This is a genomic window from Trichothermofontia sp., from assembly GCF_053493415.1.
The window spans coordinates 1-16,015 of the sequence record NZ_JBRCAD010000174.1; the positions used below are offsets into that span (position 1 = coordinate 1).

Genomic DNA, 16,015 nt, shown 5'->3' on the forward strand with positions numbered 1-16,015 from the left:
GCCCAGCGTGTGGCTACACCGCAAACCGGGATGTGGCAGCGGCTCAGGTAGTGAGGCAGCGCGGGATTGCAGCGGTGGGGCACATCGTCAAGAAGCTTGGTGAGGGCAATGTCTAAGACACCCTGTGAGCCAAGAATCCCCACGCCTTTAGGCCGGGGAGTTGTCAATATTCTTGGCCCCTGAACCATGACTGTTCCGCCTACCCCCCAACCTAGCCCCCCTGCCCTCATGACTCGCCTGCGCAATTTTGTCATTGTGGGTGTCGCGATCGTCCTCAGTGTCGCCCTTTTCCTGGGCCTGCGCACCCAAACCCAGACCGCTTCCCTCAGCAGCTTGGCGGCAGCCTCGACGCCCCTCAATGTGGCCTTGACCAATCACCAGCCCACCTTAATCGAGTTCTACGCCGATTGGTGTACCAGTTGTCAGGCCATGGCCAGTGATATCCAGGCGTTGGAAGCTGAATACGGCGATCGCGTCAATTTCGTGATGCTCAATGTCGATAACAGCAAATGGTTGCCGGAAGTGCTGCACTACCGGGTGGATGGGATTCCCCATTTTGTGTTTCTCGATCGCCAGGGGGAAGCCATCGCCACTAGCATCGGCGAGCAACCCCGTCCCATCCTCGCCGCCAACCTGGAGGCTTTGATGGCGGGGACACCGCTGCCCTATAGCCAAGCGATGGGGCGGACTTCAGAGTTTGATGCCACCGTTCGGCCCGATCGGGAAAATACGGCTAATCCCCAAAGCCACGGGGCACAGGTCAAAGGATAGTTCCTTTGAACGACTGATTGGAACCACCAAAGCACTCAGAACACAAAGGCAACACCAAGAATGGCTTAGTGGCCCTTGGTGACCTTTGCGTCTTTGGGGTTTTTACCTTTCAATTCTGGCTTTGCGATCGCCCGCGATGATGAAACCGAATCCCCAGAAACACATCATAGACAAAGCTGAGAAAATCCTTCCCTTGAAATAATCCGAGGGACTGGTGACAGCCCTTCGCATCCAACAATGGTTGCGTCGCATAGTAGGCCGATTGGTAGCGATACCAGGGGATTGACGGCCATAGGTGGTGGATCAGGTGGTAATTTTGGCCCAGGATCAGCAAATTCAGCACCGGACTGGGGTAAACCCTGGCATTCTTCCAGCGATCGCGTTCTTGGAAAGGCCGATGGGGCAGGTAGTCAAAAAATAACCCCAACATCAGCCCCACCACTAACGCCGGACAGAACCAGAAATTCATCACAAAGCCTAGGAAGTCGTAACGGTACGCCGCATAGACAATCAGGCCCACCGCCAACCGACCCAGGAACCATTCCAGCAACTCATACTTGCGCCAGAGGCGGCGTTTGAAGAAAAAGATCTCGTGGTAGAAGAACCGCGCGGCAATGAGCCACAGGGGGCCTCCCGTCGAGACAAAGTGATCGGGGTCGTTATCCGGGTCATTCACATGGGCGTGGTGCTGCATGTGGACCCGCGTGAACACCGGGAAGGAAAACCCCAGCAGCAGGGCACTGCCATGCCCGAGGCAGGCATTGATGACGCGATCGCGATGGGCGGCGAAATGGGACGCATCGTGGATCACGGTTCCGGCTAGATGCAAGGCGAGGACATTGAGGAAAAAACAACACCAACCTGGCCAGCCCCAGCGCCAATAGCCCACGGTTGAACCAATGGCGATCGCCACGGCAGCCAGGAACATCAGCAGCGTCGGGTTAACGGTACCAGGCGGATCAAGAAACTCCCTGGGAACCGTCAGGGGTTGCTTCGTCTCCGTAATCACATCCTCACAAGTGGCTGTCAACTGTTGCACGTTCGACTAGACTTACTTCATTACACTGGGTGGACCGGGTACGCATACCATGAGCCTCAACACCAATGAGGACCCATGAGACAACGAAACGTTAACTTTTTGAAAGTTATTTATCCTTAGAGAGTATAGGATACGAAAGTGGGATAAGGATAGTGATCCCCGGGCCGGATTCGCGATACGCCTTCAGGGTTACCCAGTAATCGCGGGTCCATCGCCAGCTATCGTTCTGAGAGAAACTATGCAGGATTGGTTACCCGCCCTCGTCTGGACTGATTATCGCCTCGCTGTTTTGGTGACCGTGAGTTTTCCCCTCGCCTTGCTGATTTGGGCGACCTTTCGACGCGCCGAGGCTGTCCAACGGTTGCTGATCATCTACTGGCGGGTGGCGAGTCTTCTGGCTATTACCGTGTTGTTAATGATTGCTGCCCTACCCATCAGCTATCTCACCAGCTTCTTGGCACGAGTCCTGATCCCGATTAGTCTTTGGTTCTGGGCGGACTTAAACGAAGAGATCGACGACCTGCCCAACAACTCCTTTAAACTCACCCTGACCTCTTGGCGCTGGGGAATGACAGCCTACTGCATTGTCGGCGCGCTCTTCCAAATCACGTCCCTCCCCTGCGCCCTGATGACCAAGGATGCGATTCTGACAAATCCGGCCTGTCGCATCTGGTTGGATGCCCCTTGGGGGTTCAAGGAAGTCTTTCTCTCCAACAGTGGCGATACCTTCCTGGGCTTTTGGGGCATCGTTGGCCTCGTGATTTATGTCCTCTACCTGGGCCACTTTGTGATGTTCCGGTTGGGTAAGCAGGGCCGGACGGCGGTCATCAGTTAAGGCTCGCCTCAGTTGTGCAGTTATTGGCAGGCTTAAAATTTGACTCCGCCAGATTTTCCGGGAGGGAATTATGCGCGAATCGGTAATCTATCCAGAAATTTTCCAGGAAGGCGAACTTAAGGGACGACAAGCGGGGGAACTCAAGGGACGCCAGGAAGGACGGCGTGAAGAAGCGATCGCGTTAACGCTGCGTTGGTTAACGCGTCAGTTTGGTGAGCTTGCCCCCCACCTAACAGCGCCGGTGAGTGCTCTAGCGGTTGAGCAGTTGGAAGCACTGGTTGATGTTGTATTTGATTTTGCCGATCGGGCTGAGTTAGAACATTGGTTGGCTCAGGTTAATTAGGTTGGCAATGATGGCTGAGGTTCGGTTCGATCGTCGCTTAGAACAGTACACCCTGAAACGTCCCCAGGAAGTTCTCCTGGTCCGGGCAGAAGTTGGGGGCGAACCAGAGGAAGTGCTCATCTTTCGCGGGTTTTCCAGTTCCCTGACCCGGCCCACGGACCCTGATCCGGATATCCCAGTGTTGCCGGAAACCGCTCGTATTTTGGCGATCGATCGCCTCTTGAGTCCCTATGATCCAGCGCAGCCCCAGTACCTGGAAACAGGGCTAACGATCGCGGCGATGACAGCACGGCTCAGGGAGGTAGGGGTTTGATCCTGCGAGTGAAGATTGCCCACAAGGGGGCGGCTCCAGGGGGACAAACTTAGACCAGATCTTTCGAGATTGAGATATTGCTGCTAGAGTGCTAAGAACAGCCAGATTGCTCAGACTTTAACCCATGTCCCATAACCTAAACGATGAGGATAAGCAGCGTGTTTAGGGAGAAGCATCGGAATTGCCTCCTGGGTAGCTTGATTGCGCTGGGAGGATTCGCCGCAGCCACACTGCCAACGGTTGCCCAAACGGGTCCCGCGCTCGCCCCCCCAGCCCACATTCCCCCCCACCTTGCCCAGGCTTCGGGCAGTGCTGTGGAACAGTCGGTCCGGGAGTTCAATGAGCAGTGGTTAACGGTTATCCAAAGCCGGGATACCAATGCCATTGGGGAACTCTACACTAACGACGCCCTGTGGATGCCGCCAAGATCACTGCGGATTCCCTGGCTGTACATCACCCATGCCAATCTTTATCAGTCCGATCCGTCGCTGCCCTCAGTCACCCGGGATGCCACGAATAACCAGGCGATCCAGAATGTCTACGAGCAATTGTTCCAGGCCGATGATATTCAGTTGGACTATACGATCGGGCAAATCCTGGTCAGTGAATCAGAAGACATGGCCGTTCAGGTGGGTACCTACCGGATGCAGATGCGCAGTGCCCAAGGACCATTCAGCGATCGCGGACGCTATACGCGGGTGTTGACCAGGGTTGATGGGAACTGGCGCATTGCCGTTGATATGTTCAATAGCGATATGGCTCCGTTGTAGGCACAACCACCCTATTGGCCGCAGTTGACGCTGTGATCAACCCTGTGATCAGTCGAATCACTAAACATTTGCCCCTGCGGGTTGTGTTTACGGTACCCGTGTTGCTGCAACTGGTGGGAGTTGTGGGGTTAGTGGGTTACCTGTCCTTTCGCAATGGCCAACGGGCAGTCCAAAACCTCGCATCCCAGCTTCGTGGTGAGCTATCGGCCCGAATTGAACGGGAACTGAAGGGCTATTTTAGTGCGCCCCATGATATTAACCGGCTGAATGCCACCGCCCTGGTGTATGGCGAACTGGATGTGATCAAGGCGAGGGCGGGTGAGAACTTCCTGTTTCAGCAGATGAAGATCCACCCGACGATCGCCTTTGTCTATTGCGGCAGTGCTAATCAGGGGGAATTCTTTGGGGTGTTGCGATCACCGGATACGGGTGAATTACAACTGTCCTACAGCAACGCCTCGAATCAATTTTTTCGGGAGTATTACAGCCTGGATGCGCGGGGGAGCCGCTTATATCGCCTGTATCAGGCCGATCGGCGCTATGACTCGCGCACACGACCCTGGTTTCAGGCCGCGATCGGGAAGGAACGCCCGGTATGGACCAATGTCTATATTGCCTTTACTACGGGGTTGCCCAATGTAACCGCTAGTTTACCTGTCTACGATCGCACGGGACGACGGTTATTGGGCGTGTGCGCCACGGATGTGGTATTGCCGGAGGAATTTCGCAACTTTCTCAAGGGCCTACGCATTGGGAAATCGGGCCAAGCGTTTGTCCTCGATCGTCAAGGCCATTTGATCTCCAGTTCCACAGATGAATCGTTGGCGATTGGGGCTGGGGACGATGTTAAGTTTCTCAAGGCGATTGATAGTCAACATCCCTTGATCCAAAGTACAGCTCGCTATTTATTAGAGCAATTTGGCAGTTTTGAGGCTATCCAAGCACCCCAACAACTTGATTTTTGGCTCGATCGGCAACATCAATTTTTAGAAGTACTGCCGTTTCGGGATGACTTTGGCCTAGACTGGCTCATTGTCGTTGTTGTGCCAGAGTCGGATTTTATGGCAACAATCGCGAGTAATACCCGAATGACGATCCTACTGTGTTTGATCGCCCTGGGGTTATCGCTCCTGGTGGGGGTTATTCTGACCCGTTGGGTAACCTCACCGATTCTCACTTTGAATGCGGCGGTGAAGGAAATCGCCCAAGGCTGTTGGGATAAACGGGTCAACTGCGACGATCGCACCGACGAAGTGGGGGAACTGGCAAAATCAGTTAATCGCATGGCGATGCAATTGCAAACATCTTTTGCCAATTTAGAGGCTCAGAAAAACTCATTCTCACGCTTTTTCCCGACCGAATATTTGAAATTCCTTTCTAAGCAAGATGTGACTGAGGTCCAACTGGGGGATCACGTCAGTAAAGATATGGCGATTTTATTCTCAGATATTCGTTCTTTTACCAGCCTATCGGAGAAGATGACTCCCCAGGAAACCTTTGATTTTATTAATGACTATCTGCAACGGGTGTCACCGCAAATTCGTGCCCACAATGGAGTGATTATAAAGTTTCTGGGGGATGGGGTGATGGCCGTTTTCCCCGATCGCGTGGCAGATGCGCTCAATGCTGCCCTAGCCCAGATCCAAGCTCTCGTCCCTTATAATCAACAACGACAACTGTTCGGGAAATCGCCCATTCACATTGGTCTGGGAATTCATATTGGCCACATGATGGTGGGTATTGTCGGTGAAGAAAATCGAATTCAGGGCGATGCCTTGTCAGATAATGTTAATCTGACAGCCCGCTTAGAAGGCTTAACAAAATATTACGGAGTCCCCCTCTTGGTATCGGAAGATGTGTTAAAAAAATTGCCCGATGCCCATCCCTATCAAGTACGTTTCCTCGATCGTGCGATCGTCAAGGGGCGCACAGAACCGATCGCAGTTTATGAAATTGTTAACGCCGAAACGGATAGGATACAGGTATTAAAATTAGAGACCCTAGTTAATTTTGAGCAGGGGATCAGCTTATACCAATCAGGTCAATTTTCAGAAGCGACCCAATGTTTTCAAAAGGTTCTGGCTGTCAACACCCATGATCAGACCGCCCAATTATATTTGGAACGCATTCAATACCTGACCACGCACGGTATTCCCAAAAATTGGAATGGCACCTGGTCCTTCACTCAGAAATAAAGCACAGAAAAAGGAGGCCAATGACCTCCCGATTCACAAGCAAATTGAGAGTAACTGGAAGAACGATGGGGCTTAGTAAGCCAAACCCATGCTGCGGGTGGTTTCGGCACCCAGATACACCCGAATGCTTAAAAAGTCCGTGGGACAAGCCGTCTCGCAGCGCTTGCAACCAACACAGTCCTCGGTGCGGGGTGAAGCCGCAATTTGACCCGCTTTGCAGCCATCCCAGGGGACCATTTCGAGGACATCGAGCGGGCAAGCCCGAACGCATTGGGTACAGCCAATGCAGGTATCGTAAATTTTAACTGAATGAGACATCGAATTAATAACTCCCGATTCGTTTTCAGTGACGTTACAACGTTGATCAGCAGAGGACTCAGCCGTTAAGCGTTATGATTGCAGCTTCAAAATTAAGATTTAGTCTACCGCAGCGGCTTAATCCCCATGCGGAGACGTTACCAAAACTTCAAGGAACTTAACACAAGCCTAGGCCCCCGCTCTCCCTTGGGCTAGGACCCGCGCTAGGACCTGCTGGTAGGCCGCTTCCACGTCGCCAAGGTCATGGCGAAACCGATCCTTGTCCATCACCCGCCGCTGGGGGTCTGACTCGGCCTGATTCCATAGCCGACAGGTATCGGGGCTGATTTCATCGGCGAGGAGCAACTGACCCGCCGCATCCAGGCCAAATTCCAGCTTGAAGTCCACCAGGGTAATGTCACACTGGCCAAAAAAGTCTTGCAGGATGCCGTTAATGCGCAGGGCTAGGGTCCGCATCTGCTCGATCTGCTCCGGCGTGGCTAGCTGCAGGATGGCCAAGCGATCGGGAGTTAAGAGCGGATCACCGAGATCATCCCGCTTGTAGTAAAACTCAACCAGGGGGTGGGGCAAAATCATCCCCACGGGCAAGCCCGTTTCCCGACAGAGACTCCCCGCGGCAAGATTGCGCACGACGACCTCTAGGGGAACGATCTGCACAGCCCGTACCCGCATTTCCCCGTCCTTGGGCGTGTCGAGGAAGTGGGTCGCAATTCCCTGCTGCTCTAGTAGTTGGAAGAGGTGGGCCGCGATCGCACAGTTAATCACGCCCTTACCCTGGATACTCCCCCGCTTCTGGGCATTAAAGGCCGTGGCATCATCCTTATAAACTGTCAGGAGGACCGCCGGATCAGCCGTGGCATAGAGGATTTTGGCTTTGCCTTCGTAACGTTTTTCCAGTTGGCTCATTTCCAGTTGGCTCATGATTTAAGGGTATGGGGTTGCAAGCTGTCGGTCAATCCGTGCCATAAGCGCCCCCGATCGCAATGGTCAGCATCATAGTCAGCACAACGGCGAAGGCTCCAGATAACATTTTTCCATGCCCGGTGATCGCACAATCGGCAGTAGATTAACCCAGCGGTGTCGATCGCACTTGGCTTGCCTCTCTGGATCATGTCATGGCGGCCAAGTCAATGGCGAGGGCTTCCGAAGCCGCTGCCGTGATCACCTGGATGTCATAACTTCCCAGGAGCTTGAGGGTTTCCGTATTCCTCGCTAATTGGTCCAGTAGGGGGGCGGCTTCCGGTAGCAGGAGATTGGCCTCTAGATCTAGGAAAAAGAGGTAATCCCCCAGGGAACGTTTAGTGGGACGGGACTCAATCCGGCTGAGATTAATTCCCTGCTGGGCAAAGACCTGTAACGGTTGCACTAGGGCACCGGGAATATTCTGGCGCATACTAAAGGCTAGCGAAGAGTGGCTCCCCCCCGGCGATGGCTGAAGACCGACCACCCAGAAGCGTGTGCAGTTGTCGGGATAGTCATTAATGGGAAAGGCCAGGATTGGGCGTTGGTAGAGCTGCGCGGCCCGTTGCGAGGCGATCGCAGCGGTATGGGTCTCCAGGCGTTGCAGGGCTTCAGCCGTGGAATTGGTCGGCACCAGCTTCGCCTGGGGCAGGTGGGTTTCCAGCCAAATTTGACACTGGGCTAGGGCTTGGGGATGGGAATAGACAACGGTAATAGCCGCCAGATCCGGTGCCGTTGATATCAAGGCATGGGCGATCGGCAACACGAGAGCCTGCTGGATTTGCAATTGGTCAAGCTGCCAGAGCATATCGAGCGTCACGGCAACACTGCCCTCCACGGAATTTTCCACCGGCGCGACGGCCCAAACGACTTCCCCCTGAGCGGCTGCTCGCAGGGTTTGGGCGATGCTGGGGTAAGGCTGGAGTTGCACCTCCCCGCCCGTTGATTGCTGTAACCATTGGGCATAGTGGAGTGTAGCCCACTCCGCATGGGTGCCCACAGGCCCCAAATAGGCGATCGGTGTTGTCATGTTTCTTAACGGTTAGGAGCAGCTATCAGCCGCCACAATCAGGACAAGGGTTGCGTAGATCTACGGCAAGGTGGGGTGAACGGGGTCAAGTGATTTATCACTTGTCAATCAAGAAGTTCCTAGTCACTGCTAGGGTTTGGCCCAGCTTTGCCCGTGGCAGCGATGATCCACTGCACCCAACGGGGAAAAAACCAGATCGGGAAACCCAGAAGAATACGGCCAGTTTTGCTGAGAAAGCTGTAAAATTCCTTAACAAGACGCACTTCCATCCTTAACCTATGCAAATGCAGTTTGCGGCTGCTCAGACTGTTCAACTCACTGTACCAGAGCAACCGATTCCGATCGAGCACTATCTTCGCCAACCCCAGCGCCTTGTCCATGCCCTCACTGATCCGACCCGTGTGCAAAGCTTGGGGGAGGGGCAATTTCGGCTAAAAATGCGCCCCCTCCGGTTTCTGGCGTTTAACCTCCAACCCACGGTCGATCTCCACGTCTGGTCCGATGCCAAGGGCGTGACCCGCCTCCAGTCGATCGGGAGCCAAATCCACGGTATTGAGTATATTAACCAGCGCTTTTCCTTAAGCCTAACGGGGATTCTCCAGCCCAGCCGCAACGGCCACCGTACTTACCTCAAGGGTGAGGCCAAACTCCGGGTAGCGGTTGACGTGCCCCCCCCTCTCCGGTTAACGCCCTTACCGCTCTTGGAGGCAACGGGGAATAGTTTGCTCAAAAGCGTCTTACTCACCATTAAGCAACGCCTGATGCACCAACTGTTGAGTGATTATCAACACTGGGTTACTGCCGAGACGGCCCTTTCCCAGCGAGGGAGTTATGACCTACCCCTGGGCAAGGTTAAGTTGGGTCCAACGTCTCTGCCCGTGCAAGCTGGCTAAGGGGGCTGTCAGACAATCTGGCAGGGGCGAAACGATCGCCGATGTAGGGGGGTTGCGCCCCAAGTGCGCAAAGCTGTCCGATGGCGTTGGGAGCCATAGCCCTTGTTAGCCATCAGATCATAGTGGGGATAGGTCTGGGCTAATCGGACAATCAAGTCATCGCGCCAGACCTTGGCAATAATGCTGGCGCAGGCGATCGCCATAACTCGCTGATCACCCTTGACCACCGTTTGCTGAGGCAGGGCAAGCCCTGGAATGGGCTGATTGCCATCGACAACACACAGGTGGGGAACGGGGGAGAGTTTCTGCACGGCCCGCAACATGGCCAAAAGGGCGGCTTGCAAAATATTCAGGCGATCGATCTCCGCCACCGAAGCCACCCCAATCTGGCAATCCAGGGCTGTAGCTCGGATCATGGCCACCAATTGCTGGCGGCGGCGCGCCGACAGTTGCTTACTGTCTGTCACCCCCGCCGATCGCAACGGCGCTAAGGCTGCCGGGGCCAGGAGTACCGCTGCCGCCACCACTGGCCCAAAAAGCGCACCCCGCCCCACCTCATCCACCCCGGCAACCCAGGGACGATCGGTCCTTTGAGCCAACCCTGTCGGGTCGAACTCCTCCCCATCGAGACCAGCCCAAGGGGAAGGATCAAACAGCCATAGCGGCTCACTGGCCGGCTGGGGTTTAGTCATCCTGTGCCGACGATCGGCGACGGCGACGGCGACGGCCCGCCTCGGTTTCGCTGGCTTCACTCGCCTCGGCATTTCCAAGAACATCGGGACTGGCCACCGGGGGTGTTGCCTCCCCGGCGGCCAAGCTGCCCACGGTGGCCACTGCCGACATGGCACTGGGGGTCGCCAAGGCAGTCGCCGCCTCGTCCCTCGGTAAGATGGCGGTTACCGCAGGGGGAATGTCTGCTCGCTCCGTGGGACTAGACACGGAAGTCAACGATCGCCGCCGTCGGACCCGGGTTGCCGAGGTATCGGCCTCGGACACCGCTGGTGGCGGGACAGTTTCAACCAGGGGATCTTCCTGGGGTGTTGCCAGATTGGGAACCGGGGGCGGGGTTTCAGCACGGCTCTCCTCGCTGACGATCGGCTTCTCACCCGGTAGAACGACTGACACCAGGGTCGATCGCGCCGAAGGCGTTTCATGCGCCTGCAACGCTAAGGGAGAAATCCCCATAAAGGCATAAACCTCCTGCTCCTCCGGGGTCATTTCCACGGTTACCACCGCAGCTGGCTCCGGTTTGGGCAACTCCCGTCGCCGACTGCTCCGTTCTGGCTTATCCGGCAGGATGGTGCGGGTCGCCCGTTCCACAGGCATTCCCGTCGTAGTCACTGTGGGCATTTCGGGGGCCACCTCCGTGCGGCTGGCGGGGCGACTACTGGTCGCTGGCTCATCCCGACGGCGACGGCGGCGACGGTTGCTACCATTGCCGCCCCGCTCCTGGTAGCTGGGATGGTGGAGCAGGTCCAGAGCTTGCAGATCCGCGTCGGCCTCCAAACCCGGACGCAGACCCACATCACGGCTGCTCCCTTCCCAAGTCGCTTCCTCCACCGATGGTGGGGTGGGGCGAACACGGGGTTCTAAGGTACGGCTGAGGGGCGGAGCCGCATCCCGAAGGGCCACGAGTTTGGGTTCACCCGTATCCGTCGTCTCATCAGTGGGCAGGTGGGCTAAGTGGCCAAGGCCACCACAAGTTGGACAGGCGCGGCCAAACAGTTCGTAGACGTTTTGGCCTTGACGTTTGCGCGTCAATTCCACTAGGCCCAACTCGCTCAACTGGGCAATTTGGGGACGGGCCTTATCGGCTTTCAGTGCCCGATTAAACTGCTCCAAGACCTGTAGCTGGTCGCGGCGGGAGTCCATGTCAATGAAGTCCACGATAATCACCCCCGCAATGTTACGCAGGCGCAACTGGCGGGCAATTTCCGTGGCTGCTTCGCAATTGGTCCACAGGACGGTTTCACGTGCCGTGGCCGATCGCGTGAAGGACCCAGAGTTGACATCAATCACTGTCAAAGCCTCGGTCGGCTCAATAATGATGTATCCGCCGGAGGGCAAATCAACCCGTGGGCGCAGGGCCTCGCGGATCGCCGCATTCACCCGGAAAAAATCTAAAATCGGAATCCGTTCCCGGTGGTGATCAACCAGGACCCCCTGGGCTGCCTTGCCACTACTCCAAACACTAATCTGTTGCTTGACCCGCCGCATCCCAGCCGCCGTATCTACAACAATGCGGTTGACTTCTGCGGTGTACGCATCGCGCAACACCCGTTGCACAAAATCGTCATCCCGGTTGAGGAGGGCAGGGGCACGGGCCGTACTGGCCTCCTGCTGGATGGCTTCCCATTGGCGTTGCAGGCTTTCCAGGTCCTCAATCACCGCCTCTTCCGGTACGCCCTCCGCTTCCGTGCGCACCAGCAATCCCATACCCGAAGGTTTGAGGAGGATAGCCAGGGCACGCAGACGGTTACGTTCGTTTTCATTGCGAATGCGTCGGGATAGGTTGACCCCACGCCCAAAGGGCATCAGCACTAAGTAACGACCCGGTAGGGTAATCTTCCCCGTTAGCCGGGGGCCTTTGCTGCCCGTCGGTTCCTTCATCACCTGGACCAGGACCTTTTGTTGGGGAGCCAGCAATTCGGTGATTGCACCAGCGGTGCGTTTCAGCCGCAGTGGTCCCAAGTCGGTGACATGGATAAAGCCATTTCGCTCGGCATCGCCGATATTGACAAAGGCCGCATCAATGCCAGGTAGCACATTTTCCACAAGGCCCAGATAAATGTCACCGATTTGATGCGTTCCCTTGGCAACAACCAGTTCTTCGATTTGATCTTCCGAAAAGACGGCAGCAATTCGATATTGTTCAGCAATAATGATCTGTTTTGGCATTCAGTTTCCTCAGCAATCTGAGAGCGCTTAGCACGACGATCGCGTGACTCTCGCAATGGCTAGTCTCAGGGATAGGCAGTGATAGAGCAACTGCGGACAACCCAGGAAGAGCCACAAGGATCGGCAATGGCATCACCCCCTTCGCACTTCCCTGCACCCTTACGGTTCCGACAGGAAACCCCGGATGGCTCACCAACAGTGGGCTAATCCGCCGCTCAGGCTAATCCCGTTCGGCCTCACCCGAAACCTCGATTAACCTTCTACGCTTAGTCTGGTCACACTTAGTCTGATCACGCTCAGTCTAGTCACGCTTAGGCGAGGGACGGTCGCTCAGACACGGTCGTTAAAAAGCGAGGCAATGATCGGAAATCTACTTATCGATACCCTCAGCCATGTCCCGGAGTAATCTCCTTGGGAAACTCTTTACCGAAGCTCACGATCGCTAACCTAAAGGCTTGAACACGCTCAACTCAGTGTGGGGCAGAAAGGGTCTCTGCGGAGAGTGAGGGCAAGCACCGTTGGCGATCGCTGCTTCCAAAAGATTGGCCCTTGAGAAAAGCCATCAGGGTCGAGTCGGTCTCTGACTCACGGCCTAAGATTTGCTCTCCGGCTACGCCATCGCTATGAGTTTAGCTCAGAGGGCGGCAATCTAAGTGCTTTTGGATACGATAGCCCCAACTCTAGCACATCTACTTCGATGCCGCGCACAGTTGGGCGTGAAAATTTATATTTGCAGCGTACACGGTAAACTGGGTGGGGGTTAACTGGCCCGTGATGGTGATGATTGCTTGCAAGCTGGGACGAAGATAAGGACTATGGGGACATTGCTATTGGAAGTGGGAACGGAGGAGTTACCCGCCAGTTTTGTGGATGGGGCGTTAGCCCAATGGCAGGCGCGCATTCCCGCTAGCCTTAAGGACCACCGGTTACAGGCTGAGGCGATCGCCCTCTATGCCACCCCCCGGCGGTTAGCCGTGGTGATCACGGGTCTGTCGGATCGGCAGCCGCATCAAACGGAAGTGATTAAAGGTCCCCCAGCCCAAGCAGCCTTTGATGCCCAGGGGCAACCCACCCCCGCCGCGATCGGGTTTGCCCGCAAGCAACAGGTGGCGGTGGCGGATTTGGAAGTTCGCCCGACGGATAAGGGCGATTTTGTCTTTGTCCATCGCACCATCGCCGGACAGGCCACCCCCGACATTTTGGCCCAATTGATTCCGGATTGGATTTTGCGGCTAGAGGGCAAGCGGTTTATGCGCTGGGGGGATGGCGATATCCGCTTCCCCCGTCCGATCCGCTGGTTGGTGACACTTTGGGATACAACGGTGTTGCCGGTCACCCTCGTGAACGGATCGGAGACCATCCGCAGCGATCGTTATTCCTACGGCCATCGGGTGCTACATCCCCAGGCCCTTGCGATTCATCACGCCCAGGATTATGTGGCCGCGTTGCGGGCAGCTTCAGTGAATGTGGATTTGGCCGATCGCCGTCAGCAGATTGCCGACCAGGTGAAGACAATTGCGGAGAGCGGGGGGGGCGTTGCCACCCTACCCCCCGCTCTTTTGACCGAGGTGGTGAACCTAGTGGAATGGCCGACGGCAGTGCTGGGCAAGTTTGATCAGATCTTCTTGGAACTGCCCCCAGCCGTCATCACCACAGTGATGGTCACCCACCAACGGTATTTCCCGGTCTATGCCCCTGCAGAAACCGGTACCGCCGACGAAACCGCTCTGTTGCCGTATTTCATCACCATTGCCAATGGGAACCCGGACTGGGCAGCCACGATCGCAGCCGGGAATGAGCGGGTGATCCGGGCACGGCTCGCCGATGGTCAATTTTTCTATAAGACCGACTGCGCCCAGCCTTTGGCAAGCTACCTGCCCCAACTGGCCACTGTCACGTTCCAGGAGCAGTTAGGGTCGATGCAGGCCAAGGTGGAGCGGCTGGAGCAAGTGGCGGAGCGGTTGCTGGCCCAGTTGGCCTTACCGGACAGTGCGGCGGCGATCGTGCGGCGGGCAGCCCACCTGTGCAAGGCAGATTTGGTCACCCAGATGGTCTACGAATTCCCTGAACTTCAGGGGGTCATGGGGGAAACCTATGCGCGGGTGAGTGGCGAACCAGAGGCCGTCGCGATCGCCATTCGCGAGCATTACCTACCCCGTGGGGCCAGCGATCACCTCCCCCAAACCCTAGCGGGCCAAATCGTGGGCCTGGCCGATCGCCTGGATACCCTGATCAGTATTTTTGGCCTTGGTCTCCTACCCAGCGGTTCCTCCGACCCCTTTGCCCTGCGGCGAGCTGCCAATGCGATCGTCAACATCCTTTGGGCCGCCCAACTACCCATAAATTTGCAGCAAGTCCTCCAGCAGGCGATCGCCGACTTCACAGCCCAGACAGCCGTTCAGGTCACCGATGCCGCGACCTTAACCCAGCAGCTCCAGGACTTTTTCCGGCAACGCTTACGCACCCTCCTTCAGGAGGAGCGACAGATTGACTATGATCTGGTCAACGCCATCCTCGGGGAAAGCGATCCGGAGTACCTGGAGCGTGCCCTTAGCGATGTCCTCGATCTACGCGTCCGGGCCGAGTTCCTACAACAAATGCGCCACAACGGTGATCTCGCCGCCCTTTACGAAACGGTAAACCGCTCCACCCGCCTTGCCGCCCAGGGAACCCTGGCCACTGCCGTTTTAGACCCTACCCCCGTCATCCAATCCGATCGCTTTGAAAAGCCATCCGAAGCAGCCCTGTATGAAGCCCTTGTGCAACTCCTCCCTCAAACCCAAGCCGCCCAAGCCAACCGGGACTACCACCAACTGGTTCAGGCCCTACGGGCGATCGCGCCCACAGTAGGACAATTTTTCGACGGTCCCGACAGCGTCCTCGTCATGGACCCTGATCCTGAGATTCGTCAGAATCGACTGAACCTATTGGGGTTAGTCCGTAACCATGCCCGGGTGTTGGCGGATTTTGGCGCGATTGTTAAAGGGTAACGTGAGTGGTTAGGAGAGAGGAGAGAGGAGAGAGGAGAGAGGAGTGGGGTAGGCGTCTCGCCTGCCCTGCCTAGCCTTCGTCCCGTCTCGCCTGCCCTGAGACTCGTGACGACAACAGCTAAAATCCAAAATCCAAAATCTAAAATCTAAAATCTAAAATATGCCCACCGCCATCGTCATTGGTCTAGGAAAATCAGGCATTGCTGCTGCCCGTTTATTGCACCAGCAGGGCTGGCAGGTAACCGTGAGCGATCGTCAAACCAGCGATCGTCTGCAATTGCAGCAACAAGCACTTAAGCAAGCAGGCATCACCGTCCAGCTAGGGGATACCTTTGATCCGGCTAACTTGCCCCCCGGAGAGCGGCCTAGACTGATAGTGGTTAGTCCCGGCGTCCCCTGGGATCAGCCCGGTTTGGTGGCAGCACGGACACTGGGGATAGAGACGATCGGGGAGATGGAACTGGCATGGCGGAACCTCCAAAGCTGCCCCTGGGTTGGCATCACAGGTACCAACGGCAAAACCACCACCACCGCCCTGATTGCCGCCATCTTCCAAGCCGCCGGTCTGAACGCGCCTGCCTGCGGCAATATTGGCCTCGCCGCCTGCGAACTGGCCCTTCACCCAACAGCCAAGGCGGTGGCTGCCCCCCCCCTATCCCC

The 16,015-nt window shown here is 56.3% G+C and carries 15 protein-coding genes; 9 read left to right on the forward strand and 6 right to left on the reverse strand.

The window, feature by feature from the left end:
* Positions 1-186 precede the first annotated feature (186 nt).
* Positions 187-771 carry a thioredoxin family protein gene (locus tag ACWIUF_RS15115; protein ID WP_448573323.1) on the forward strand — a complete coding sequence of 195 codons (585 nt, stop codon included), beginning with the start codon at positions 187-189 and terminating at the stop codon, positions 769-771.
* 109 nt (positions 772-880) lie between these two features.
* Here ACWIUF_RS15115 and crtR read toward each other — a convergent pair whose 3' ends face one another.
* Positions 881-1,810 (reverse strand): beta-carotene hydroxylase, encoded by a 930-nt coding sequence (gene crtR, locus ACWIUF_RS15120; protein ID WP_448573324.1) that lies wholly within the window; start codon positions 1,808-1,810, stop codon positions 881-883.
* Between the two features lie 238 nt (positions 1,811-2,048).
* Here crtR and ACWIUF_RS15125 point away from each other — a divergent pair, with 238 nt between their 5' ends.
* From ACWIUF_RS15125 to ACWIUF_RS15145, 5 genes are all read left to right on the forward strand, one after another.
* Positions 2,049-2,645, forward strand: a complete 597-nt coding sequence (locus ACWIUF_RS15125) for a DUF3177 family protein (RefSeq protein WP_448573326.1) — start codon at positions 2,049-2,051, stop codon at positions 2,643-2,645.
* Positions 2,646-2,715: 70 nt separating this feature from the next.
* Positions 2,716-2,988, forward strand: coding sequence for a DUF4351 domain-containing protein (locus ACWIUF_RS15130; RefSeq protein ID WP_448573328.1), 273 nt, complete (start codon positions 2,716-2,718; stop codon positions 2,986-2,988).
* 7 nt (positions 2,989-2,995) lie between these two features.
* On the forward strand, positions 2,996-3,301 hold the full coding sequence (locus tag ACWIUF_RS15135; RefSeq protein WP_448573329.1) for a DUF7734 family protein: 306 nt from the start codon (positions 2,996-2,998) through the stop codon (positions 3,299-3,301).
* Positions 3,302-3,444: 143 nt separating this feature from the next.
* Positions 3,445-4,071 (forward strand): YybH family protein, encoded by a 627-nt coding sequence (locus ACWIUF_RS15140; protein WP_448573330.1) that lies wholly within the window; start codon positions 3,445-3,447, stop codon positions 4,069-4,071.
* A gap of 44 nt (positions 4,072-4,115) precedes the next feature.
* Positions 4,116-6,266 (forward strand): cache domain-containing protein, encoded by a 2,151-nt coding sequence (locus ACWIUF_RS15145; RefSeq protein WP_448573331.1) that lies wholly within the window; start codon positions 4,116-4,118, stop codon positions 6,264-6,266.
* Positions 6,267-6,338: 72 nt separating this feature from the next.
* On the opposite strand, the gene psaC is transcribed toward ACWIUF_RS15145, so the two are convergent.
* The 3 genes from psaC to pheA all read right to left on the reverse strand — a co-directional run bounded on the left by psaC (position 6,339) and on the right by pheA (position 8,574).
* Positions 6,339-6,584, reverse strand: a complete 246-nt coding sequence (gene psaC, locus ACWIUF_RS15150) for a photosystem I iron-sulfur center protein PsaC (RefSeq protein WP_011243298.1) — start codon at positions 6,582-6,584, stop codon at positions 6,339-6,341.
* A 168-nt stretch (positions 6,585-6,752) separates the two neighbouring features.
* Positions 6,753-7,505 carry a phosphoribosylaminoimidazolesuccinocarboxamide synthase gene (purC, locus tag ACWIUF_RS15155; protein WP_448573332.1) on the reverse strand — a complete coding sequence of 251 codons (753 nt, stop codon included), beginning with the start codon at positions 7,503-7,505 and terminating at the stop codon, positions 6,753-6,755.
* 187 nt (positions 7,506-7,692) lie between these two features.
* Positions 7,693-8,574 (reverse strand): prephenate dehydratase, encoded by an 882-nt coding sequence (gene pheA / locus ACWIUF_RS15160; RefSeq protein ID WP_448573333.1) that lies wholly within the window; start codon positions 8,572-8,574, stop codon positions 7,693-7,695.
* Positions 8,575-8,852: 278 nt separating this feature from the next.
* On the opposite strand from pheA, the gene ACWIUF_RS15165 reads away from it, so the two are divergent.
* The gene (locus ACWIUF_RS15165) at positions 8,853-9,467 is read left to right on the forward strand and encodes a DUF1997 domain-containing protein (protein ID WP_448573334.1); all 615 of its coding nucleotides are present in this window, start codon (positions 8,853-8,855) and stop codon (positions 9,465-9,467) included.
* An 8-nt stretch (positions 9,468-9,475) separates the two neighbouring features.
* On the opposite strand, the gene ACWIUF_RS15170 is transcribed toward ACWIUF_RS15165, so the two are convergent.
* Positions 9,476-10,159 (reverse strand): ribonuclease HII, encoded by a 684-nt coding sequence (locus tag ACWIUF_RS15170; protein WP_448573335.1) that lies wholly within the window; start codon positions 10,157-10,159, stop codon positions 9,476-9,478.
* Complete coding sequence (locus tag ACWIUF_RS15175; RefSeq protein ID WP_448573336.1) at positions 10,152-12,365, reverse strand: Rne/Rng family ribonuclease; 2,214 nt, start codon at positions 12,363-12,365, stop codon at positions 10,152-10,154. Before ACWIUF_RS15175 ends, ACWIUF_RS15170 begins: the two co-directional genes overlap by 8 nt.
* An 815-nt stretch (positions 12,366-13,180) precedes the next feature.
* Between ACWIUF_RS15175 and glyS the strand changes: the two genes are divergently transcribed.
* The gene (gene glyS / locus ACWIUF_RS15180) at positions 13,181-15,355 is read left to right on the forward strand and encodes a glycine--tRNA ligase subunit beta (RefSeq protein ID WP_448573337.1); all 2,175 of its coding nucleotides are present in this window, start codon (positions 13,181-13,183) and stop codon (positions 15,353-15,355) included.
* Positions 15,356-15,515: 160 nt separating this feature from the next.
* The coding region (locus tag ACWIUF_RS15185) for a Mur ligase family protein (RefSeq protein ID WP_448573338.1) at positions 15,516-16,015 on the forward strand (500 nt) is incomplete at its 3' end.

Bases quoted from the DNA above. Each gene is read 5' to 3' on its own strand.
- ACWIUF_RS15115 (WP_448573323.1), top strand. From the start codon at position 187: ATGACTGTTCCGCCTACCCCCCAACCTAGCCCCCCTGCCCTCATGACT.
- ACWIUF_RS15125 (WP_448573326.1), top strand. From the start codon at position 2,049: ATGCAGGATTGGTTACCCGCCCTCGTCTGGACTGATTATCGCCTCGCT.
- ACWIUF_RS15130 (WP_448573328.1), top strand. From the start codon at position 2,716: ATGCGCGAATCGGTAATCTATCCAGAAATTTTCCAGGAAGGCGAACTT.
- ACWIUF_RS15135 (WP_448573329.1), top strand. From the start codon at position 2,996: ATGATGGCTGAGGTTCGGTTCGATCGTCGCTTAGAACAGTACACCCTG.
- ACWIUF_RS15140 (WP_448573330.1), top strand. From the start codon at position 3,445: ATGAGGATAAGCAGCGTGTTTAGGGAGAAGCATCGGAATTGCCTCCTG.
- psaC (WP_011243298.1), bottom strand. From the start codon at position 6,584: ATGTCTCATTCAGTTAAAATTTACGATACCTGCATTGGCTGTACCCAA.
- purC (WP_448573332.1), bottom strand. From the start codon at position 7,505: ATGAGCCAACTGGAAATGAGCCAACTGGAAAAACGTTACGAAGGCAAA.
- pheA (WP_448573333.1), bottom strand. From the start codon at position 8,574: ATGACAACACCGATCGCCTATTTGGGGCCTGTGGGCACCCATGCGGAG.
- ACWIUF_RS15165 (WP_448573334.1), top strand. From the start codon at position 8,853: ATGCAAATGCAGTTTGCGGCTGCTCAGACTGTTCAACTCACTGTACCA.
- ACWIUF_RS15170 (WP_448573335.1), bottom strand. From the start codon at position 10,159: ATGACTAAACCCCAGCCGGCCAGTGAGCCGCTATGGCTGTTTGATCCT.
- ACWIUF_RS15175 (WP_448573336.1), bottom strand. From the start codon at position 12,365: ATGCCAAAACAGATCATTATTGCTGAACAATATCGAATTGCTGCCGTC.
- glyS (WP_448573337.1), top strand. From the start codon at position 13,181: ATGGGGACATTGCTATTGGAAGTGGGAACGGAGGAGTTACCCGCCAGT.